Genomic DNA, 19,593 nt, shown 5'->3' with positions numbered 1-19,593 from the left:
TGATAGAGCCTCGCGCCCCGCGAAAGTTCTACCGTTTTATGCCGTGGCGGTTTGCAGCACCTGTGGGTTGGCGTGGAAAAACACGTGCTCGCGGATCGGTCCTACCGCCACTTCACCGATTTCCTCGTAGCCCTGACGTTTATAGAACTCCAGATAACGCGGATTCCCGGTATCGAGCACTACACCCTGGGAATGTTCATCGACCGCGCACCAGTTATGGACCGCCTGCAGCAGTTGTTCGCCGAAGTGCTTGCCCTGAAATTGCGGGTGAACCCCCAGCAATGGCAGCAGGTGCACCGAATCGGACGGCACGCAGGCCATCACTGCGTCGTGGTATTCAAGGTAGCGGCGAGTGCAGCGAAAACCGGTGCTGAGCACCATCCGCAGGCGCCACGCCCAGCTTTCGGTGATGCCCAGGCGTCGTTGCGGCGGCGCGATCAGCGCGATACCGATCAAGCGATCGTTGACCAGCAGGCCGATGGCCGGCAAGTCCTGAAGAAAGTGTTGCTTGACCAGTTCCCGCACGGTGGCGCGCACCCGCTGTTCATAACCGGGACGTTCGGCTTCGAAGAGGTAACCAAAGGTCGGCTCGTGGCGGTAGGCCTGGTACAACAGGGAGCGGGCTTCGCGGGAATAACCGCTGTCGAGCATGTGGATATCGGCGATGACGGTCGAGGTTTCGGGCATAACGGTCATTCTCCCCGGCGCGGCTCGGGTGGCTGCGCTCTTATTGGTACGAGCGTTTGGGTGGCTTCACAGTTCCCCAGACAGGTATAGACCAAGTCAGGATCTTCATCGACTGGGCTGCCGTCTTCGCGGGCAAGCCTCGCTCCTACAGGACCGGTGCCCTACACAAAATATGTGAACCCGTAGGAGCGAGGCTTGCCCGCGAAGAGGCCATTACTGCCTATGCAAATCTGACGGACAAAAGCGAATCCCCTCACCCCACACTGGCCCCAATCCCACAGGTCAGCTAGCATCGCCCTTTTGCCAGGACTGCCGACCATGAAGATCGTCTCCTTCAACATCAACGGGCTGCGCGCTCGTCCTCATCAGCTGGCGGCGCTGATCGAAAAGCATCAGCCGGACGTGATCGGCCTGCAGGAAACCAAGGTCCACGACGATCAATTCCCGCTGGCCGAGATCCAGGCGCTGGGCTATCACGTGTATTTCCATGGGCAAAAAGGTCACTACGGCGTTGCCCTGCTCTCTCGCAAGGAACCGCTGGAACTGCACAAAGGTTTCGTCACCGATGAAGAAGACGCCCAGCGCCGCTTCATCTGGGGCACCTTCGCTGATGCCAATGGCGTGCCGGTGACCATCATGAACGGCTATTTCCCACAGGGTGAAAGCCGCGACCATCCAACCAAATTCCCGGCCAAGGAACGGTTCTACAACGATCTGCAGCACCTGCTGGAAAGCCAGTTCAGCAACGAGCAGCCGCTGGTGGTGATGGGCGATGTGAACATTTCCCCGGAAGACTGCGACATCGGCATCGGCCCGGACAACATGAAGCGCTGGCTGAAAACCGGCAAATGCAGCTTCCTGCCGGAAGAACGCGAGTGGATGGCCCGCCTGAAGAACTGGGGCCTGGTGGACAGCTTCCGCCACCTGAACCCGGACGTGGCCGACCGATTCAGCTGGTTTGACTACCGCAGCCGTGGCTTTGAGGATGAACCGAAGCGCGGGCTGCGGATTGACGTGATCATGGCGTCCCACGGCTTGTTGCCGCGAGTGAAGGATGCCGGTGTGGATTACGAACTGCGCGGGATGGAAAAACCGTCGGACCATGCGCCGATCTGGCTTGAGTTGAGCTGATCCCCCGGTTCAACGCAGCTCAACTGTAGGAGCAAGCTTGCTCGCGATAGCGGACTGTCAGCCAACTTAGATGTTGAATATCAGCCCCCATCGCTGGCAAGCCAGCGTCGACCGGCCGCTCCTACAAGGTTAACTGTCATCTTTCAGAAACCTTACTGACTTAATCTCCCGGCACTTTCTTTGTTCTTTAAAGGTGCCGGCATGACGCTGCGCGTTTTCTTCCTGTTAATGCTGTGCGCCGGGTTGCCCATCACCGCGTCGGCCGGTGACTTGCCGACGCCCAAACAGGGACCGGTGTTGCGCATCCAGGGTTCCAACACCATTGGCGCGGCATTGGGCCCGGCGCTGGTCGAGGGCTTGATGCGCGAGCAAGGCTTGCTCAAGGTCCACAGCGAAACCCCGGACAAAGCCAACGAATTGCGCGTGGTCGGCGAAACCGCCCAGGGCCGCCGGGTTATGGTGGACATCGCGGCCCACGGTTCCAGCACCGGTTTCACCGCCCTGAAAAACGCCACGGCGGACCTCGCCGCCTCTTCGCGCCCGATCAAGGACAGCGAACTGCTGGCCCTGCAATCCCTCGGTGATCTGAAGAGCCCCGGCGCCGAGCAGGTCATCGCCATCGACGGCCTGGCAATCATCCTTCATCCGCAAAACCCGCTGAATCAACTCAACACCGAACAACTGGCACAAATCTTCAGCGGCGAAGTGAAAACCTGGGAAGAACTCGGCGGCAGTGGCGGAGCCATTCACCTGTATGCGCGGGATGACCAATCGGGCACGTACGACACGTTTAAGGAAGTGGTGCTCAGCCGTCGTGGGAAAACGCTGAACAGCGCAGCGAAACGTTTCGAATCCAGCGAGCAGTTGTCCGACGCGGTCAGCCTCGACCCGCAGGGCATCGGTTTTATCGGCCTGCCCTACGTGCGTCAGGCTAAAGCCGTAGCGATCGTCGATGGCCAATCCCAGGCTATGCCGCCGCTTAACAGCCTGATCGCCACGGAAGACTATCCATTGTCGCGGCGGTTGTTCTTTTACCTGCCGCCCAACGCCAAAAACCCTTGGGCCGAAGCGTTGGTGGCGTTTGCGCAAAGCAGCAACGGCCAGGCCATCGTCGCGGCCAACGGGTTTATTGCCCAGACCGTCCAGGCGATGGCCGTTACGCCCAATGCATTGATGCCCGAGGGCTACCAGGCGCTCAGCCGACACGCACAGCGCTTGACCGTGAATTTTCGTTTCGAGGAAGGCAGCGCAACGCTGGACAACAAGGCCCGACAGGACCTGACGCGGGTGCTTGATTACCTTCAGCAGAACCAGAAAACCAACCGGCAGGTGACGTTGGTGGGGTTTGGCGATGCCAAGAGCGATCCGGCGCGGGCTGACCTGCTGTCGAAATTGCGGGCCATGGCGGTGCGGCGGGAGTTGGTGAAAAGCGGCGTGGTGTTTCGCGAGATTCGCGGTTTTGGCGCCGAGATGCCGGTGGCGGCCAATAGTGCGGATGAGGGGCGGATCAAGAATCGGCGGGTTGAGGTTTGGGTGTATTGACACCCTGTTCGATCAAACGAATTGAGTACATATCCGTTGCTGCGGTAACGGCTTCTATTGGTTTCGCCCTTACGGCGAGTCACTTGGAAGAGCCCCAAGTAACCAAGGGCTCTTGCCCCTTTCGTTCGGTGGCTCGCTAAGGCTCGCCATGCCCTCGCTCCGGTCCTGCTCCGTGGGCCCGCCGCCATCGGCCATCCATGGCCGGGGGCGGCTAACCCGGCATCCATGCCGGGTTGCCCACTGCGCAGAACCTCCACTCGGCCTCTCGAGGGGGCGCTTGGATCAAAAGCTGAAGGCGAGCTAACGCTCGGCCTGATGAGTGGTGAAAATCAAAGGCGTACGCGCGCCCTGTAGGAGCCGGCTTGCCGGCGAAAATCGTCTGGACACCGCGTTCATTCAGACAGCCCGCGTTATCGTTGACGTCCATCGCCAGCAAGCTGGCTCCTACAGGGGAAATGCATATGCATTTGGATAAATACGATCAACTGTAGGAGCCGGCTTGCTGCGGGCGGCGCTCCGACGATGGCGGTGGGTCAGTCCCCCTCCTTTTCGACTGGACGGACGCCATCGCCAGCAAGCTGGCTCCTACGGGGAAATGCATATGTGTTCGGAATGTACACGATCAACTGTAGGAGCCGGCTTGCCGGCGATGGCGGTGGGTCAGTCGACGTATGTATTGGCTGGACGGACGCAATCGCCAGCAAGCCGGCTCCTACAGGGGAGCGGTGTACATGTCGGGAATGAGTGAACGCATCAAAGAAGGACAACGCGGACAACTGAAGAGCCAGGTCGGCTTTCAGGCCGCCTCGGCGGCTGTGGCGGTAGTCGCCCCCTCGAGAGGCCGAGCGCAGGTTCTGCGCAGTGGGCAACCCGGCATGGATGCCGGGTTAGCCGCGCACGGCCAAGGATGGCCGATCGCGGCGGGCCCACGGAGCAGGACCGGAGCGAGGGCATGCCGAGCCTAGGCGAGGCACCGAACGAAAGGGGCAAGAGCGCTTTGGTTACTTTGGGGCTTTTCCAAAGTGACTCGCCGTAAGGGCGAAACCAATAGAAGCCGTTACCGCAGAAACGGATATGTACACCATCGAAAAACCAGGCGTCTGACACACAGCCATCGCGAGCAGGCTCACTCCCACAGAGGTTCCGGGGCCAGATGCTCAATCAGCCCAGCAGTTTCTCCAATTGCGCAACGGTATCCACCGCACCCAACGTTTTCGCAGCATCCAACGCCGAAACTCCATTGGCATCCTTGGCCTTCGGATCCGCCCCTTTGCTAATCAGGTAATCAACGATTTCCACGCGATTGAACATCGCCGCCATCATCAACGCCGTGCGACCGTCAAACGATGCACCTTCCACCAGCGCACCGCCCTCGACCAACGCCTTGACCACCGCCAGGTCCCCTTTGAACGCCGCGCCAGCAATCGGGCTCTGGCCATTGTCGTTGCGGATTTCCGGATCAGCCTTGTGCTCAAGCAGCACTTTCACCGTGTCCACATGGCCGTGGTAAGCGGCCAGCATCAGCAACGTGTCACCCTTATGGTTGCGCAGGTTCGGCGGCAGGCCTTTGGTCAGCAGCGCAGCCATCATCGCCGCATCACCCTCGCGCGCCTTGTTGAAAACCTGTTCGGCAAATTCGGCGGCTTCTTCGGGGGTCATCTGGCGGCTTTGATCGGACATTGGAAACTCCACTTACAGTTATTCGCAAAGCCGACAGTTTCCCGAGCGCCCCCGACACTGTCACTTGTTTTTTCTCAAGGCACGCCATAGCCACAATCAATAGCGGTACTTGCCGCCGTGAATATCCGCCAGCAATTGTTCGTCGACCTGCACGTAAGTGTCGGTCCCCGGCAACCAGGCATAGATCGGGTCGTCGCCGGTTTTGCCAGGGTCGAAGGCTTCGTCCTTGAGCCGGGTCTTCTGGTATTTGAAGGTGCCGGTAGTCTCCATCTTCACTTTCACCCGCAGGAACAGCGGCACCGCATACGCCGGCATTTGCTCACGGGCGAAGGCCAGCAGCTCGCTGAAATCCAGGGTCGCCAGGGACTCGGCGGGCGTGATCGCCGCCATCCCGGCGCGCCCGTTGGTGTTGCGGACCTCCACGCCATAAGCCACGGCTTCGGAAATGTTCGGGTGTTGCAGCAGGATGTTTTCGACCTCGGTGGTCGAGACGTTTTCACCCTTCCAGCGATAAGTGTCCCCCAGGCGGTCGACGAACTGCGCGTGACCAAAACCGATGTTGCGCAGCAGGTCACCGGTGTTGAAGTAACGGTCACCCTTCTCGAACACGTCGTGCAGCACGACTTTTTCAGTCTTCTGCGGATCGGTGTAGCCATCCAGCGGCGCCTTGTCGTCGATCTTCGCCAGCAACAGCCCCTGCTCGCCCTTGGCCACCTTGCGCATGAAGCCGTTGGCGTCCCGCGTCGGCACACCGCTGTCATGGTCGTAGGCCGCAAGCTCCCAGGACATCAGGGAAAACCCGACGGTGTTGTCGAAGTTGAGGATGTTGGTGAAACCGATATTGCCGTCGCTGGCCGCGTACAACTCGCAGATGTGGTTCACGCCAAAGCGCGTCTTGAATTCGTGCCATGCGCCGGGGCGCAGGCCGTTGCCGATCATTTTCGTCACGCCGTGCTTGTTGTCCTCGGCGCTGGGCGGTTGATCCACGAGGTAGCGGCACAATTCGCCGACGTAACCGAGGGTGGTCGCGCGGTAATTGCGCACGTCGCTCCAGAACTGGCTGGCGCTGAACTTGCGGCGGATGGCAAACCCCGAGGCGCCGCTGATGGCCGAGCCCCAGCACACGCACAACCCGGTGGCGTGATACAGCGGCAAGGTGCAATAGACGATGTCTTCGGGGCGCATGTCCAGCGCGATCAAACCGAAGCTCGCCGAGCTGCGCATCCAGCGGCCGTGTTTGAACACCCCGGCCTTGGGCAGCCCGGTGGTGCCCGAGGTGTAGATGTAGAAACACGGGTCGTCGAGGAAAACCTGCTGGCTGCTGACGGGGTTGTCGCTGGGGCTGTCGGCAATCGCGGTCATCAGGTTGATGAAACCGTCGGGCGCAATGCCCGGTTGGCGGTAGGTGTCCTGGTCGGCGACGAACCAGGTGCGCGCCGCGTCGATCGAGACCCGTTCGCGCACTGCCGCAAACGCCGGTACCAGCTCCTCACCGACAATGATCGCTGCCGGCGCCACCAGGTTCAGGCTGTGGGCCAGGGTATCGCGGGTTTGAGACGTGTTGAGCAAGGCACTGATCGCCCCGACCTTGGCCACCGCCAATATGTTCACCAACAACTCCGGGCGGTTTTCGATGAACACTGCGACCACGTCGCCCTTGCCGATGCCTTGGGCAATCAGGTGATGGGCGATGCGATTGGCCCATTGATTGACTTGCGAGTACGTGAGCACCACCGCGCCCTGCAGCAAGGCGGGGCCGGCGGGATTGCGCAATGTCGCTTGTTCGAAGCTCCAGCCCAGGCCACACGGTTGGGTCGGGTCCTTGACGTTGGCGGCCTTCATGCCTTTCACCACCCGTGGGATGGCTTTGGCAATGGACGGCAGCTTGCGGAGCATCATGCCCCAGGTAATCGTGTCGTTCGTCGTGCGGCTCATGGGTGCTCCCGTTCGATCTTTTTATTGTCGGGCGACGGTGATTGAGCCCGAAAATACGTCAACGGTTCTTGAGCTGTACACGCGGTTTTTGAAATGTTTTGTATCCGCGAAAAACGCGAACCCGGAGGATGTGAATGGTTCCATCGAACCGACATCGACCCCGCAAAATGCAGGATGCACGATGGCCATTCATGCAGATTGCACGAAAGCAAAAAACTGGCTTGAAATTAACTTATTGATTTATAACGTTTTTTAAAAAATCAGGTGCTGGCACAATCACTGCAACTACCTCTGCATGCTTGCCATTCAAGCGCTTACGGAGCTGATAGACATGAACCTGATCCAGGAAAAATTTTCGTCCCTGTTCTCCAACTTCGAAGTCACCACCCAGCCACGTCCCGACGGTGGCATTCTGCTGACCTTGCGCAGCAGTGAAGGCAGAGTCTTCAAGCGCTCGGTTTCCTACCAGCAGTTGCATGCCGGTGATCAGCTGTCGTGGGTGATCAGTGCGATCCGCCGTGACCTGGCCGAACAGGCCAGCGAGTTACCGCAGATCTCCATGCTACAAAGCCAACAGCGCTTTGCGCTGCCGACGTATCACTCGGCATAAACCGTTTCAACGCTGCAAACCAGCCCTTGTAGGAGCGAAGCGTGCTCGCGAAGGCAGCGTATCAGTCAACATTAATATCGCCTGATACGCCGCCTTCGCGAGCAAGCTTCGCTCCTACAGGTTAGCGTCGTGAATTAGTACGCGGAAGGGTTGATCCGGGCGAAGCTGTCCACGGTCACATGCCCTGCCAACTCCCCGCCTTCACGTGCCAGTCCGCAGGTTGCCATACCCGCCGTGCGCGCCGCGTCCAGCTCTTCGACGATGTCCGACAGGAACAGAATCTGCGCTGCTTCAAGGCCGATGGCCTGGGTGATGCGCTGGTACGACTGCGCTTCACGCTTGGGTCCCGACGTGGTATCGAAATAGCCGCTGAACAACGGCGACAAATCCCCCGCCTCGGAGCAGCCGAAGATCAGTTTTTGCGCCTGAATCGAACCCGAGGAATAAACAAACAGTTTGAAACCCTGCTGATGCCAGCGCTTGAGCGCTTCAACGGCGTCCGGGTACACGTGACCTTTCAACTGCCCGGCCTGATAGCCCTGCTCCCAGACCATGCCTTGCAACGCCTTGAGCGGCGTGGCTTTGCGGTCTTCGGCGATCCAGCCCAGGAGAATCTCGATGACGCGTTCGACATCGGCGTCCGGCTCTTGATTGTCCCGGCGCACGGCGTGCAGTTGCTCCGCCACATCGGCGCGCGCGGCGTGCTGGCGCACGAAGTCCGGCAGGTGTTTGGCGGCGTAGGGAAACAGCACCTCGAACACAAAACTCACCGCGCTGGTGGTGCCTTCGATGTCGGTGAGAATCGCTTTGATCGGCATCGACTCAGTCCTCAAGACGCGGGAAGCGGCTGGCGATGTCTTCGCCAGTGAAATTGGCCACCCAGCCTTCCGGGTTGTTGAACAGCCGGATCGCAACGAAATGCGGATGCTCGCCCATGTCGAACCAGTGCGGCGTGCCGGCCGGTACCGAGATCAGGTCGTTTTTCTCGCAGAGCACGGCGTAGACATAATCGTCGATGTGCAGGGTAAACAAGCCACGGCCGGCGACGAAAAATCGTACTTCGTCTTCGCCATGGCGGTGCTCGTCGAGGAACTTGGCGCGCAATTCGGCTTTTTGCGGATGATCGCTGTTCAGGCTCACCACATCGACGGTGATGTAACCGCGTTCGGTCATCAGCTTGTCGATTTGCTCCTGGTACGCGGCAATCACTTCTTCCTGACTGGCGCCGGGCTGGATTTTCGCCGCCGCTTGCCAGCGGTCGAAGCGCACACCCTGCTCGGCCAGGGTCGAGGCGATGTCTTCGAAATGGGTCAGCACCTTGTTCGGAATGTCAGGGCTTGAGACATGGTAGACGGACAGGCTGCTCATCAGGGCAACTCCTTAACGGTTTAGGATCGAACGCGTCTTCAACTCGCACTCGAACAAAAATTCAAAGGCCTCGATCTGCCGCAACGCATCACTCATGCGGGCGCCCCAGGTGTAGAGGCCGTGACCGCGAATCAGATAGCCAACGCAATCGGGATGGGCTTCCAGCCAAGGCTGCACCTTGGCGGCCAAGCGCGCAATGTCCTGATCGTTGTCGAAAATCGGCACGCGCACCCGGGATTCGTGGGTCGAGATGCCGCTGAACGCCTTTTGCAGCTCGTAGTCTTCGAACTCGATGAAATCTTCCGGCGTCAGGCGCGACAGCACCGTGGCGTTCACCGAATGAGTGTGCAGCACCGCGCCGATCTCCGCACGCCAGCTATAGAGCTGGGTGTGCAACAAGGTTTCGGCGGACGGTTTCTTGCCCGGTTCCAGACTGTTGCCCGACAGATCAGTGGCCAGCACATCGTCGATGCCCAACTGGCCTTTGTGCTTGCCGGACACGGTCAGCAAGGCTTCGTTCGCCGACAGTCGGGTCGAATAGTTACTGCTGGTGGCCGGCGACCAGCCGCGGCCATACAAAAAACGCCCGGCGTCGATGATTTCCTGGGCGAGGTGTTCACGGGTCAGGCTCATGGCCGGTCCTCTTGCATACGTGTGGCAATGATAACGGCAGCCGCGAAGGCTGCCAGACTGGCAATACTAAAGGTGAACGAGGCCCCGAGGGCATTCCAGCTGTAGCCGGAGTACAACGCGCCCAGTGCGCCGCCGGTGCCGGCCAGTGCTGCGTACAACGCCTGGCCCTGCCCTTGCTGGCGCGCGCCGAAGCTACGTTGCACGAACTGGATGGCAGCGGCGTGAAAGCTGCCGAACGTCGCCGCGTGCAATACCTGGGCAAACAGCAGCACCGATAAAAATTCAGCGAGCGACCCCAGCAGCAACCAACGCAGCGCCGCCAGCAGAAAACTCGCCAGCAGCACCCGGCGCACGGAGAAGCGCGCAAGGATCTTGCTCATGGCCAGAAACATCAACACTTCGGCCACCACGCCAACTGCCCAGAGCAGACCGATCAAGCCACGGCTGTAACCCAATCGTTCAAGGTGCAACGTCAGAAAGGTGTAATACGGGCCGTGGCTCATCTGCATCAGTGCCACGCACGCGTAAAACGCCAGCACACCGGGGCTGCGCAACTGCTTGAGAAACCCGTCAGCCGCCAGTTTTTCACTCTGGACCGGTTGTGCGTTCGGCACCCACAGGCTGCTGACGACGATCCCGGCCATGATCAACACCAACGCCACCGGGTAGATGTCGAGGCTGAGCCATTCGAACAAGCGGCCGAGCGCGACCACGGTGATGATGAAACCGATGGAACCCCACAAGCGGATCTGGCTGTAACGCGACGTCTGCCCTTTCAGATGCGCCAGGGTGATGACTTCGAACTGCGGCAACACCGCGTGCCAGAAAAACGCATGCAACGCCATGACCATCGCCAGCCAGGCGTAGGTTTTGCTGACGAAAATCAACGAGAACGTCAGCAGCGTGCAGACTGCGCCAAAGCGCACGATGGCCAGGCGCTGGCCGGTGTAGTCCCCGAGCCAGCCCCAGATGTTCGGCGCGACGCAACGCATCAGCATCGGGATCGCCACCAGCTCGCCGATGCGCGCGGCAGAAAAACCCAGGTGATCGAAGTACAGCGCCAGGAACGGCGCTGTCGAACCGAGCAAGGCGAAATAGAACAGATAGAAACTGGAAAGCCGCCAGTACGGGAGCGCCGCCACGGTCATCAGACCGCAGCGACTGAGAGGTCAGCCATTAAAGCTGACCCAGCACCGGCGTGCTCACGCGCACATCGGCATTTTGCCCGCGGTGACGCAACAGGTGATCCATCAGCACGATGGCCATCATCGCTTCGGCAATCGGCGTGGCGCGGATGCCGACGCACGGGTCGTGACGGCCCTTGGTGATGACCTCCACCGGGTTGCCATTGATGTCGATGGAACGGCCCGGCGTGGTGATGCTCGACGTCGGTTTCAACGCCAAATGCGCAACGATTGGCTGGCCGGAGGAGATGCCGCCGAGGATGCCGCCAGCGTTGTTGCTGAGGAATCCTTCCGGGGTCATTTCATCGCGATGCTCGGTGCCGCGTTGGGAAACACTGGCGAAACCGGCGCCGATTTCCACGCCTTTGACCGCGTTGATGCTCATCAGCGCGTGGGCCAGTTCGGCGTCGAGACGGTCGAAGATCGGTTCGCCGAGGCCTGGCATCACGCCTTCGGCAACGACGGTGATCTTCGCGCCAACCGAATCCTGGTCGCGGCGCAACTGGTCCATATAGGCTTCCAGTTCTGGCACCTTGTCCGGATCAGGGCTGAAAAAGGCGTTTTCTTCCACCGAATCCCAGGTCTTGAACGGGATTTCGATCGGGCCGAGCTGGCTCATGTAACCGCGAATGACGATGCCCTGGGTGGCCAGGTATTTCTTGGCAATCGCGCCAGCCGCCACACGCATGGCGGTTTCCCGCGCCGAGCTGCGGCCACCACCGCGGTAATCGCGTTCGCCGTACTTGTGGTGATAGGTGTAGTCGGCGTGGGCCGGGCGGAACAGGTCCTTGATCGCCGAGTAGTCCTTGGACTTCTGGTCGGTGTTGCGGATCAACAGGCCGATAGAGCAACCCGTGGTGCGGCCTTCGAAAATGCCGGAGAGGATTTCGACTTCGTCGGCTTCCTGGCGTTGGGTGGTGTGGCGGCTGGTGCCGGGTTTGCGGCGATCGAGGTCGCGCTGCAAATCTTCCAGGGAAATTTCCAGCCCCGGCGGGCAGCCGTCGACAATGGCGACCAACGCCGGACCATGGCTTTCGCCCGCGGTGGTGACAGTGAACAGCTTGCCGTAGGTATTGCCGGACATGCAGGACGCTCCGTGAAATGAACCTGAATACGTAATGCGCGCCAGTATACGCAGGCTACCCAACTAGTTCATCCTCGAACCTTATGGGTGCCTGCGAGTCCAACCGGCATCTTGTTCATGATGGCGTGATGATGCTGCGAGTTTTAGCCTTGAGCCTTACCTTGTTTACCGGCTTTGTACAGGCCACCGTCCTGCAACGGCCGATCACACTGGATACCGGCACCGGGGAGCTTTTCGGCTCGTTGTTGCTGCCAAAATCCGACAAACCCGTACCGGTTGTCCTGATCATTTCCGGCTCCGGTCCTACAGACCGTGACGGCAATAACCCCGACGGCGGACGCAACGACAGCCTCAAGCGCCTCGCCTGGGTACTGGCCAAACACAACATTGCCAGCGTGCGTTACGACAAACGCGGCGTGGCGGCGAGCCTCGCGGCGACCCCGGATGAACGCAATCTGACGGTGGAAGCCTATGTGGCCGACGCCGAGGCCTGGGGCCACAAGCTCAAAAGCGATCCGCGCTTTGGCCAGTTGATTCTGCTGGGCCACAGCGAAGGCGCGTTGATCGCCAGCCTCGCGGCGCCGAGCGTCGATGCCGCCGGGGTGATTTCCCTGTCCGGCAGCGCACGGCCGATCGATCAAGTGCTGCGTCAGCAACTGAGCAATCGCTTGCCTCCTCCGCTGATGCTGCGCAGCAATGAACTGCTCGACAGCCTCAAGGCCGGCCGCACCGATGACAACGTACCGCCGCAACTTCAGGTGATATTCCGCCCGAGCGTGCAGCCGTACCTGATCTCACTGTTCCGCCAGGACCCCGCCGCCGCATTCGCCAAACTGAAAATGCCGGCGCTGATCATTCAGGGCAGCAACGACATCCAGGTCGGTGTCGGCGACGCCAGGTTGCTGCAGGCCGCCAAACCGGACGCCGAACTGGCGTTGATCGAGGGCATGAACCACGTCATGCGCATCGTGCCCAACGACGTCAAACGGCAATTGGCCTCCTACAAAGATCCGCAATTGCCGCTGGCAGCCGAACTGGGCACACGGATCCTCGGGTTTATTGACGGACTTCGCTCCAGTTGAGCGCTTTTTTAAGCGCTTTTTCCCTCCAGTCCTGAAAAAAACGGCCGATAAGCCTTTGTCGCCAGCGTTATGACTGGCGACAAGCTGAGCTTGGACAGGATCTCGCCGTTATGACTGATACCCCGACTTCACCCGACACCACCGCTGAAAAAGACGCACCGCCAGCGGTCGAGCTGCCGTGGGCGGACGTCCACGTCGAGCACCACAAGATGCTCCGCCTGGCACCGTTGCAGACCGACCGCAACACCGGCGGGCGGCCACTGCGCTTTGTCGAATTCGGTTATGCCGAACGCAACGACAAGAAACACAGTCTGTTGCGCATGACCATTTCCCTGCCCGGCCAGCGCGTGCGCAAGGAACAGAACCACCTCGACGTGTGGGTCGACCACACCACAAAACGTGTGCATTTCGGGCCGGAAAGCGGTTTGCAGATCGAACCGATGAACCGTGGCATCGGCCGCTACATGGCAGCCCAGGGTATTACCTGGGCTAAAAAGCGCTGGCCCGGCTACACCGTCGACGGCACCGACCTGAACAACAAGGACGCGCTGAACGAAGACACGCGCCTGCGCCGTGATCGCTTTTTGAAAGCGCATGGTTTTGAGGTGGTGTATGCCGACGCCCAGCATTTGAAGGGCAGCGTCAAAGAGGTGCAGGTCGGCGACCTGTTGGCCGACTGGAACACCGAGAAGTTGCAGCAGGTGGAAATTCTCGAAGCGGCGCAGATGCTGCAGCAGGCCGAGCAGAACCTGGCCGAGCAGGAAGTGAAGCTGAAGAAACACGAAGAAAAGGTCAGCAAATACAAACGCGAAGACGCGGGGCTGCGGTTCACCATTACGTGCCTGGTGGCGTTTGCGGTGTTTCAGGCGGGGTTGTTGATCTGGATTGCCACACACCGTTAATCGGCGGTGCGGCCATTCGCGGGCAAGCCTCGCTCCTACAGGTCATGCGCTAATCCTGTAGGAGCGAGGCTTGCCCGCGAAGGCGTCCTCAGGTCAGACGCGTGAAGCGAACAACGCCTGATGCTCCCGGCACTGCTGCGCCGTCAACATGAACACGCCATGCCCGCCGCGCTCGAAATCGAGCCAGGCAAAGTCGACTTCCGGGTACAACGCGTCAACGTGAACCTGGCTGTTGCCCACTTCGACAATCAGCAAACCCTTCTCGGTCAGATGATTCGCCGCTTCGGCGAGCATCCGTCGTACCAGGTTCAAGCCATCATCGCCACAGGCCAGGCCCAGCTCGGGTTCATGCTGATACTCCTGCGGCATGTCGGCGAAATCTTCCGCATCGACGTAAGGCGGGTTCGACACGATCAGGTCGAAACGCTGACCCGGCAAGCCATCGAAACCATCGCCCTGCACGGTGTAGACCCGCTCATCGACACCATGGCGCTCGATGTTCTGGTTGGCCACTTCCAGCGCTTCGAACGACAGATCCGCCAGCACGACTTCGGCGTTCTGGAATTCATAGGCGCAGGCGATACCGATGCAACCGGAACCGGTGCACAGGTCAAGAATCCGCGCAGGCGCGGCGCCCAGCCACGGTGCGAACCCCTTTTCAATCAGCTCACCGATCGGCGAACGCGGAATCAATACACGCTCATCGACGATGAACGACATGCCGCAGAACCACGCCTCACCCAACAGATAAGCGGTCGGAATGCGTTCTTCGATGCGCCGCTTGAGCAAACGCTGCAGCTTGACCAGCTCATCGTCTTCCAGATTGCAGTCGAGGTAGCTGTCAGCAATTTCCCACGGCAAGTGCAAGGCACCCAACACCAGTTGACGGGCTTCGTCCCAGGCGTTGTCGGTCCCATGGCCGAAAAACAGATCCTCCCCATGGAAGCGGCTGACGGCCCAACGGATATGGTCACGCAGGGTACGAAGTCGGGAAGTGATCACGGGGTAAACTCCAGAAAAAACGACTGGCGATTCTAACAGCCAAAACGCGTTACGACGACGCAGGAAAAACACCGGCTCAGATGTAGGACATATCCATTTTTATCGCTGGCTATTGAACAAAACGAGGATATTGACAAGGCTGCAGGCCAGTAACGACGGCGCCTACGATGGTAGCGATTCACAGAAGCGCTCAGCCAGAGGACAATGTCGCAAAAGCCCCACTCCAAGGAGCCCCAGAATGTCCGTTCCAAAAACGATGTTTCAACTCAGCGGTCGCGGTTATGCCGCCGCCAATCTGAGCCATGCGACCCTTGTCATCATCGATGCCCAGAAAGAATACCTCAGCGGCCCCCTGGCCCTGGTCGGCATGGATGCTGCTGTCGCGAACATCAAGCAGCTGGTGAGCGCTGCCCGCGCAGCCGGCCGTCCTATCGTGCATGTGCGCCACCTCGGCACCGTCGGCGGGCTGTTCGATCCGCAAGGCGAGCGCGGTGAATTCATCCCGGGCCTCGAACCACAGAGCGACGAAACCATCATCGGCAAGTTGTTGCCGAGTGCGTTTCACGGCACCGAACTACTGGACCGCCTGCAAAATCTCGGCTCCCTGGACCTGATCGTGTGCGGTTTCATGAGTCACTCCAGCGTCAGCACCACCGTGCGCGCCGCGAAAAACCTGGGCTTTCGCTGCACCCTCGTTGAAGACGCCTGTGCAACGCGCGATTTGCCCTACAAGGGTGGCGTGTTGAGCGCTGACCACGTTCAACAGACCGAAATGGCGATCATGGCGGACAACTTCGCCACCCTCGCCCTGACCCACGATCTGATCTGATCGACGCTTGATGAGCGGTTCATGCCGCCGCTCATCCGCAAAAGCCTCTCGTTCGCTGTAAATGTCATAGCCTCAGGAACATCCCGGTCAACTCCCGGTCGAAGGGCCGATACCCATTGAGGAAGGTCGGAATGAAGTTATCCGATGGTTTTGACGCACGCCGCTTGCGGCCCAAAGGCCAAAGCAACTGGCGTTTTCGATTCGGCGCAGCCTTTGCTGCCTTGCTGGCAACGTGCGGTGTGTTGCTGGCGATGGCCGGCGCCGCCAGCCTGCTGGGCCACCCGCCGGCACTCGGCGAGTTGAATGCCAGCCCGCTGGGCTCGGCAATCATTCTGGCGGTCGGTCTGTTCCTGCTCTACCTGGGCGTTTGGCTGTGGCGGCGTTGCCGTCGCCGTGCGCGCCAGTCGCAAGAGCTGAACATGTCCCCGCATCTGATGAAAAAACACGACTGAATTGACGGCCTGACGTTTAGCGGGCCCCAATTGTTATCGGTCGTGTCTCGACTTGGGTAAACTGGCCGCCCTTCGCGGAGGCTGATATGCAAGACAACGATTTTTCCCTGTTCAAAAGCGCGATCCAAGGCGTCAAGCCGATCAAGCACGATCGCGCCGAAACCGGCAAACCCAAGGCTGACCGCGCGCAGATCGCCAAGCTGCGTCAAGCCGCCACCGTGCGCACCGATGCCACCACCGTTGACGGTCTGTCCGATCAGTTCGTGATCGACGTCGGCCCGGAAGACGAGCTGATGTGGGCGCGCGACGGCGTGCAGGAAAGCCAGATGCGCAAGCTCAAGATCGGGCAAATCCCCTTCGAAGGCAGCCTCGACCTGCACGGCATGAGTGTGGAAAAGGCCCGGGAAACCCTCTGGGCGTTCCTGGCGGAAGCGACCAAATTCGAAATCCGCTGCGTGCGCGTCACCCACGGCAAAGCCGTGCGCCTGGACGGCAAGCGGCCGATGATCAAAAGCCACGTCAACACCTGGCTGCGCCAGCATTCACAGGTACTTGGCTTCACCTCGTGCCAGGCGAAACATGGTGGTGCCGGAGCGGTTTATGTGATGCTCAAACGCACCATGATGGAAGGTCGCGACGAGTAAAGTCGTTGCGCCACGCTTGCAGCGTCGTATCCGCCACACCGATCTGGCTACTGGCTGACCAATCAGTACAGGTACACCGACTTGCAATGATATGGGAGCTCCCGTAATACTTCGCAGATGGAATTTAAAGAAAGACTCAAAACAGCCCGCCAACACGCCAAGCTCAATCAGACCGAGCTTGCCGAGCGCGCGGGGCTGACTCAAACCTCAATCTCCGACCTCGAGCGCGGGAAATCGAAAGCGACAGCCTTTGTTGCCCAGATCGCCTCAGTGTGTGGCGTTTCACCGATGTGGCTGGCTGAAGGTGTCGGTGACATGCTTAAAGGGGTCTCCCCCCCTCCAGACATTTCAATGTCAGACATCCAGCCTTGGGACGACAGCACACCCCTGGATGACGATGAGGTTTATGTCCCCTTCCTGCGTGAAGTTGAGCTGGCGGCGGGTTCAGGTCGTTTCGTGATCGCAGAAAACGACAGCGCCAGGCTGCGTTTCTTCAAGAAAGACCTGCGTCACAATAACGTGCAGTTCAACAACGCCAGGTGCGTGCGGGTGAGCGGGAACAGCATGTTCCCGGTACTGCGCGACGGCGCCACCGTCGGCATGAACATTGGCAAGAATTCGCTGGGCGACATCGTCGACGGCGACATGTACGCGATCAACCACAACGGCCAGCTCCGCGTGAAACAAGTCTACCGACTGCCCAGCGGGATCCGTCTACGCAGCTTTAACCGTGACGAGCATCCGGACGAGGACTACACCTTCGCCGAGGTCCAGGAGCAGCAGATTGCGATCCTGGGTCATGTCTTTTGGTGGGCAATGTATTCGCGGTGAACCGAGTTGCGGTGATTCGTGAACGTCCAGTGCCATGACGTGCAATACAGCAAATCGACGCACATCCAAGAGGAGCCCGCCAAGCGCGGGCTTTTTTTTGCACCTGAAATACAGGCGCAGAATAAAATATGGGAATACCCGTTTACACGAAATATGGGAAGGCCTATATTCGTATTCAAGCCAACGGGAAATCGATCGGAAGCTGCCAACTATCACTTCTGCCCATTCATTGAGTGGGCAGTGGGATGTAGGCCTGCATCAAACGCAAGGCTCACCAGAGCAAAAAGCGACATCAATGGACTGAGGTAAAAACCATGACTGTAGACATCAGCAACTTCACCATCGCTACCCCGCTTCCAATCTCCGACACCAACCCGATTGCGCTTGAGCTCATCGGCTGGCGCGCACTGCTCGAATGCCCCGACGTCATCTCAATGCTTGAAGATGGTTCGCTGCAGATGACGGCGCCGACGCTTGGAGCGTCCAGCAAGAGCACGCTACGAACTCGCTGTGAGTGGAAGGAGCCAGGTTACTGGCTGTTCTCCAGCGCAGCGGACCACTGGAACCGCCAGGAAATGCGACTGACCAAAGTCAACTCGCTGCAGAAAGTCGTGATTGGCCAAATTCATGTGAAGGGTTCAGAACGACCTCCGGTGAAGGTGTTCTGGAACAAAGGAAAAATCACCATGGGGTTCCGGTCAAGCTACCTCCAGGACGATCCGGTCAACTCGACGGTGTTGGAGAACGTACCGCTCGGTGCACTTTTCAAAATCAACATTCACGCCAACTCGAGCGGCGCCGTTTCTGTATCGGCCAGCTGTAACGGCGTCAAATCCACTTCCGCGATCATGCGCCTCGACAACACTTGGGACACGAAGACGCTTGCCTTTCACGGCGGCGTGTACAACCAGATCGATTACTCCGACACCACCGACCCGCTAGACGGTTCTGTCTGCATCATCAGCGATCTGTCGATCACTCACGCCTGATAGACCTGCTCGGCCTGATGAGCAAAACAGGTTTCAGGGGAATATCACTGCTGCAGCCTGGCGACAGGCTGTAGCGGGATGCGGATAAAATCCGGCAGGCCTGCGCGACCGACGAACACTTGCAGGCCGCAACGACCGATTTTGGGCTTCGCGCCCGCTGGCAATACAACTGCCGTCACACATACGCTACCATGTGCCTCATGTCGGGGATGAACCCTGCGTTTTATTGCCACTCGGCTCGGTCGTAGCGTTCAGATGTTGCTATCGACCACGCCCGACGAATCAACTCCGGCATCGACCAGAGTGAACGGGCCGTTTGAAACGAGCTCGATTGGTACAACATTGGTACAGACAGAAACAGTACCCCTCTGAAACCCTTATGGAATCAGCCCCTGTGACACTGGAACAGAATTACACCGCGATTCTCGGCCAATTGGGCGAGGACGTCTCCCGCGAGGGCCTGCTCGACACGCCAAAACGTGCCGCCAAAGCCATGCAGTACCTCTGCCGCGGTTATGAACAGACACTGGAAGAAGTCACCAACGGTGCCTTGTTCAGCTCCGACAACAGCGAAATGGTGCTGGTGAAAGACATCGAGCTCTACTCGTTGTGCGAACACCACCTGCTGCCGTTCATCGGCAAGGCGCACGTCGCCTACATCCCGAGCGGCAAAGTGCTGGGCCTGTCGAAAGTCGCGCGGATCGTCGATATGTACGCCCGCCGCCTGCAGATCCAGGAAAACCTCAGCCGCCAGATCGCCGATGCGGTCCAGCAAGTCACCGGCGCCCTGGGCGTTGCGGTGGTGATCGAGGCCAAGCACATGTGCATGATGATGCGCGGTGTGGAAAAGCAGAATTCGACGATGATCACCTCGGTGATGCTCGGTGAGTTCCGCGAAAACGCGGCGACCCGCAGCGAGTTTCTCAGCCTGATCAAGTAATTCGCAGCAACGAAGAAAACCGGCATTCATCGCCGGTTTTTTTTCGTCTGCGAAAAATCAGGTAAGCT

Annotated in this window: 20 protein-coding genes; 11 read left to right on the top strand and 9 right to left on the bottom strand. The window is 59.5% G+C overall.

All coding sequences use genetic code 11. From position 1 onward, the window contains the following. Window positions 1-36: 36 nt before the first annotated feature. Window positions 37-687 carry a GNAT family N-acetyltransferase gene (locus IB246_RS21635; protein ID WP_008032790.1) on the bottom strand — a complete coding sequence of 217 codons (651 nt, stop codon included), beginning with the start codon at window positions 685-687 and terminating at the stop codon, window positions 37-39. Between the two features lie 318 nt (window positions 688-1,005). Here IB246_RS21635 and xthA point away from each other — a divergent pair, with 318 nt between their 5' ends. Together xthA and IB246_RS21625 are read left to right on the top strand one after the other, a co-directional pair. Further along, window positions 1,006-1,818, top strand: coding sequence for an exodeoxyribonuclease III (gene xthA / locus IB246_RS21630; protein ID WP_008045135.1), 813 nt, complete (start codon window positions 1,006-1,008; stop codon window positions 1,816-1,818). Window positions 1,819-2,019: 201 nt separating this feature from the next. Further along, window positions 2,020-3,360 carry a substrate-binding domain-containing protein gene (locus IB246_RS21625; protein WP_008045137.1) on the top strand — a complete coding sequence of 447 codons (1,341 nt, stop codon included), beginning with the start codon at window positions 2,020-2,022 and terminating at the stop codon, window positions 3,358-3,360. Between the two features lie 1,161 nt (window positions 3,361-4,521). Here the strand turns inward: IB246_RS21625 and IB246_RS21620 are convergent. Together IB246_RS21620 and IB246_RS21615 are read right to left on the bottom strand one after the other, a co-directional pair. After that, complete coding sequence (locus IB246_RS21620; protein ID WP_008031507.1) at window positions 4,522-5,040, bottom strand: ankyrin repeat domain-containing protein; 519 nt, start codon at window positions 5,038-5,040, stop codon at window positions 4,522-4,524. A 96-nt stretch (window positions 5,041-5,136) separates the two neighbouring features. Then, window positions 5,137-6,975 (bottom strand): long-chain-acyl-CoA synthetase, encoded by a 1,839-nt coding sequence (locus IB246_RS21615; protein WP_008042780.1) that lies wholly within the window; start codon window positions 6,973-6,975, stop codon window positions 5,137-5,139. Window positions 6,976-7,306: 331 nt separating this feature from the next. Here IB246_RS21615 and IB246_RS21610 point away from each other — a divergent pair, with 331 nt between their 5' ends. Continuing rightward, on the top strand, window positions 7,307-7,585 hold the full coding sequence (locus IB246_RS21610; protein WP_008031503.1) for a DUF3509 domain-containing protein: 279 nt from the start codon (window positions 7,307-7,309) through the stop codon (window positions 7,583-7,585). 134 nt (window positions 7,586-7,719) lie between these two features. Here IB246_RS21610 and mtnC read toward each other — a convergent pair whose 3' ends face one another. Genes mtnC through aroC form a run of 5 tightly spaced genes read right to left on the bottom strand, consistent with a single transcriptional unit; the run spans window position 7,720 to window position 11,854 of the window. Next, the gene (mtnC, locus tag IB246_RS21605) at window positions 7,720-8,403 is read right to left on the bottom strand and encodes an acireductone synthase (RefSeq protein ID WP_008042781.1); all 684 of its coding nucleotides are present in this window, start codon (window positions 8,401-8,403) and stop codon (window positions 7,720-7,722) included. A gap of 4 nt (window positions 8,404-8,407) precedes the next feature. Then, window positions 8,408-8,953: a 1,2-dihydroxy-3-keto-5-methylthiopentene dioxygenase gene (locus IB246_RS21600; protein ID WP_008031498.1), complete on the bottom strand. Its 546-nt coding sequence runs from the start codon at window positions 8,951-8,953 to the stop codon at window positions 8,408-8,410. 12 nt (window positions 8,954-8,965) lie between these two features. Continuing rightward, window positions 8,966-9,586 (bottom strand): methylthioribulose 1-phosphate dehydratase, encoded by a 621-nt coding sequence (locus IB246_RS21595; protein ID WP_008042783.1) that lies wholly within the window; start codon window positions 9,584-9,586, stop codon window positions 8,966-8,968. After that, on the bottom strand, window positions 9,583-10,734 hold the full coding sequence (locus IB246_RS21590) for an MFS transporter (protein ID WP_008042787.1): 1,152 nt from the start codon (window positions 10,732-10,734) through the stop codon (window positions 9,583-9,585). Before IB246_RS21590 ends, IB246_RS21595 begins: the two co-directional genes overlap by 4 nt. Before the next feature lie 28 nt (window positions 10,735-10,762). Next, entirely contained in the window at window positions 10,763-11,854 is a 1,092-nt protein-coding gene (gene aroC, locus IB246_RS21585; RefSeq protein ID WP_008031492.1) for a chorismate synthase, read from the bottom strand. Window positions 11,855-11,937: 83 nt separating this feature from the next. Between aroC and IB246_RS21580 the strand changes: the two genes are divergently transcribed. Together IB246_RS21580 and IB246_RS21575 are read left to right on the top strand one after the other, a co-directional pair. Further along, window positions 11,938-12,936 (top strand): alpha/beta hydrolase, encoded by a 999-nt coding sequence (locus tag IB246_RS21580; RefSeq protein WP_008042789.1) that lies wholly within the window; start codon window positions 11,938-11,940, stop codon window positions 12,934-12,936. Between the two features lie 110 nt (window positions 12,937-13,046). Next, entirely contained in the window at window positions 13,047-13,838 is a 792-nt protein-coding gene (locus IB246_RS21575) for a hypothetical protein (RefSeq protein WP_008042791.1), read from the top strand. A 93-nt stretch (window positions 13,839-13,931) separates the two neighbouring features. Here IB246_RS21575 and prmB read toward each other — a convergent pair whose 3' ends face one another. Then, window positions 13,932-14,840, bottom strand: coding sequence for a 50S ribosomal protein L3 N(5)-glutamine methyltransferase (gene prmB / locus IB246_RS21570; protein ID WP_008042794.1), 909 nt, complete (start codon window positions 14,838-14,840; stop codon window positions 13,932-13,934). Window positions 14,841-15,078: 238 nt separating this feature from the next. On the opposite strand from prmB, the gene IB246_RS21565 reads away from it, so the two are divergent. From IB246_RS21565 to folE, 6 genes are all read left to right on the top strand, one after another. After that, window positions 15,079-15,669 carry a cysteine hydrolase family protein gene (locus tag IB246_RS21565; RefSeq protein WP_008031485.1) on the top strand — a complete coding sequence of 197 codons (591 nt, stop codon included), beginning with the start codon at window positions 15,079-15,081 and terminating at the stop codon, window positions 15,667-15,669. A gap of 131 nt (window positions 15,670-15,800) precedes the next feature. Continuing rightward, window positions 15,801-16,121, top strand: coding sequence for a hypothetical protein (locus tag IB246_RS21560; protein ID WP_008031483.1), 321 nt, complete (start codon window positions 15,801-15,803; stop codon window positions 16,119-16,121). Between the two features lie 86 nt (window positions 16,122-16,207). Then, complete coding sequence (locus tag IB246_RS21555; protein WP_008031481.1) at window positions 16,208-16,765, top strand: Smr/MutS family protein; 558 nt, start codon at window positions 16,208-16,210, stop codon at window positions 16,763-16,765. Between the two features lie 117 nt (window positions 16,766-16,882). Next, on the top strand, window positions 16,883-17,596 hold the full coding sequence (locus IB246_RS21550) for an XRE family transcriptional regulator (protein ID WP_008042796.1): 714 nt from the start codon (window positions 16,883-16,885) through the stop codon (window positions 17,594-17,596). Window positions 17,597-17,910: 314 nt separating this feature from the next. Next, window positions 17,911-18,585, top strand: coding sequence for a polysaccharide lyase family 7 protein (locus IB246_RS21545; protein ID WP_008042798.1), 675 nt, complete (start codon window positions 17,911-17,913; stop codon window positions 18,583-18,585). Window positions 18,586-18,979: 394 nt separating this feature from the next. Further along, window positions 18,980-19,525, top strand: a complete 546-nt coding sequence (gene folE / locus IB246_RS21540; protein WP_032832746.1) for a GTP cyclohydrolase I FolE — start codon at window positions 18,980-18,982, stop codon at window positions 19,523-19,525. The last annotated feature ends 68 nt before the right edge of the window (window positions 19,526-19,593 follow it).

It is taken from the genome of Pseudomonas sp. PDM01 (genome assembly GCF_014852325.1).
Classification (GTDB): domain Bacteria; phylum Pseudomonadota; class Gammaproteobacteria; order Pseudomonadales; family Pseudomonadaceae; genus Aquipseudomonas; species Aquipseudomonas migulae.
This window is presented reverse-complemented; position numbering and strand designations above follow the sequence as displayed.

What these genes read in the sequence shown, in the direction of transcription:
- IB246_RS21635 (WP_008032790.1), bottom strand. Translation starts at nt 687, where the DNA reads ATGCCCGAAACCTCGACCGTCATCGCCGATATCCACATGCTCGACAGC.
- xthA (WP_008045135.1), top strand. Translation starts at nt 1,006, where the DNA reads ATGAAGATCGTCTCCTTCAACATCAACGGGCTGCGCGCTCGTCCTCAT.
- IB246_RS21625 (WP_008045137.1), top strand. Translation starts at nt 2,020, where the DNA reads ATGACGCTGCGCGTTTTCTTCCTGTTAATGCTGTGCGCCGGGTTGCCC.
- IB246_RS21620 (WP_008031507.1), bottom strand. Translation starts at nt 5,040, where the DNA reads ATGTCCGATCAAAGCCGCCAGATGACCCCCGAAGAAGCCGCCGAATTT.
- IB246_RS21615 (WP_008042780.1), bottom strand. Translation starts at nt 6,975, where the DNA reads ATGAGCCGCACGACGAACGACACGATTACCTGGGGCATGATGCTCCGC.
- IB246_RS21610 (WP_008031503.1), top strand. Translation starts at nt 7,307, where the DNA reads ATGAACCTGATCCAGGAAAAATTTTCGTCCCTGTTCTCCAACTTCGAA.
- mtnC (WP_008042781.1), bottom strand. Translation starts at nt 8,403, where the DNA reads ATGCCGATCAAAGCGATTCTCACCGACATCGAAGGCACCACCAGCGCG.
- IB246_RS21600 (WP_008031498.1), bottom strand. Translation starts at nt 8,953, where the DNA reads ATGAGCAGCCTGTCCGTCTACCATGTCTCAAGCCCTGACATTCCGAAC.
- IB246_RS21595 (WP_008042783.1), bottom strand. Translation starts at nt 9,586, where the DNA reads ATGAGCCTGACCCGTGAACACCTCGCCCAGGAAATCATCGACGCCGGG.
- IB246_RS21590 (WP_008042787.1), bottom strand. Translation starts at nt 10,734, where the DNA reads ATGACCGTGGCGGCGCTCCCGTACTGGCGGCTTTCCAGTTTCTATCTG.
- aroC (WP_008031492.1), bottom strand. Translation starts at nt 11,854, where the DNA reads ATGTCCGGCAATACCTACGGCAAGCTGTTCACTGTCACCACCGCGGGC.
- IB246_RS21580 (WP_008042789.1), top strand. Translation starts at nt 11,938, where the DNA reads ATGGGTGCCTGCGAGTCCAACCGGCATCTTGTTCATGATGGCGTGATG.
- IB246_RS21575 (WP_008042791.1), top strand. Translation starts at nt 13,047, where the DNA reads ATGACTGATACCCCGACTTCACCCGACACCACCGCTGAAAAAGACGCA.
- IB246_RS21565 (WP_008031485.1), top strand. Translation starts at nt 15,079, where the DNA reads ATGTCCGTTCCAAAAACGATGTTTCAACTCAGCGGTCGCGGTTATGCC.
- IB246_RS21560 (WP_008031483.1), top strand. Translation starts at nt 15,801, where the DNA reads ATGAAGTTATCCGATGGTTTTGACGCACGCCGCTTGCGGCCCAAAGGC.
- IB246_RS21555 (WP_008031481.1), top strand. Translation starts at nt 16,208, where the DNA reads ATGCAAGACAACGATTTTTCCCTGTTCAAAAGCGCGATCCAAGGCGTC.
- IB246_RS21550 (WP_008042796.1), top strand. Translation starts at nt 16,883, where the DNA reads ATGGAATTTAAAGAAAGACTCAAAACAGCCCGCCAACACGCCAAGCTC.
- IB246_RS21545 (WP_008042798.1), top strand. Translation starts at nt 17,911, where the DNA reads ATGACTGTAGACATCAGCAACTTCACCATCGCTACCCCGCTTCCAATC.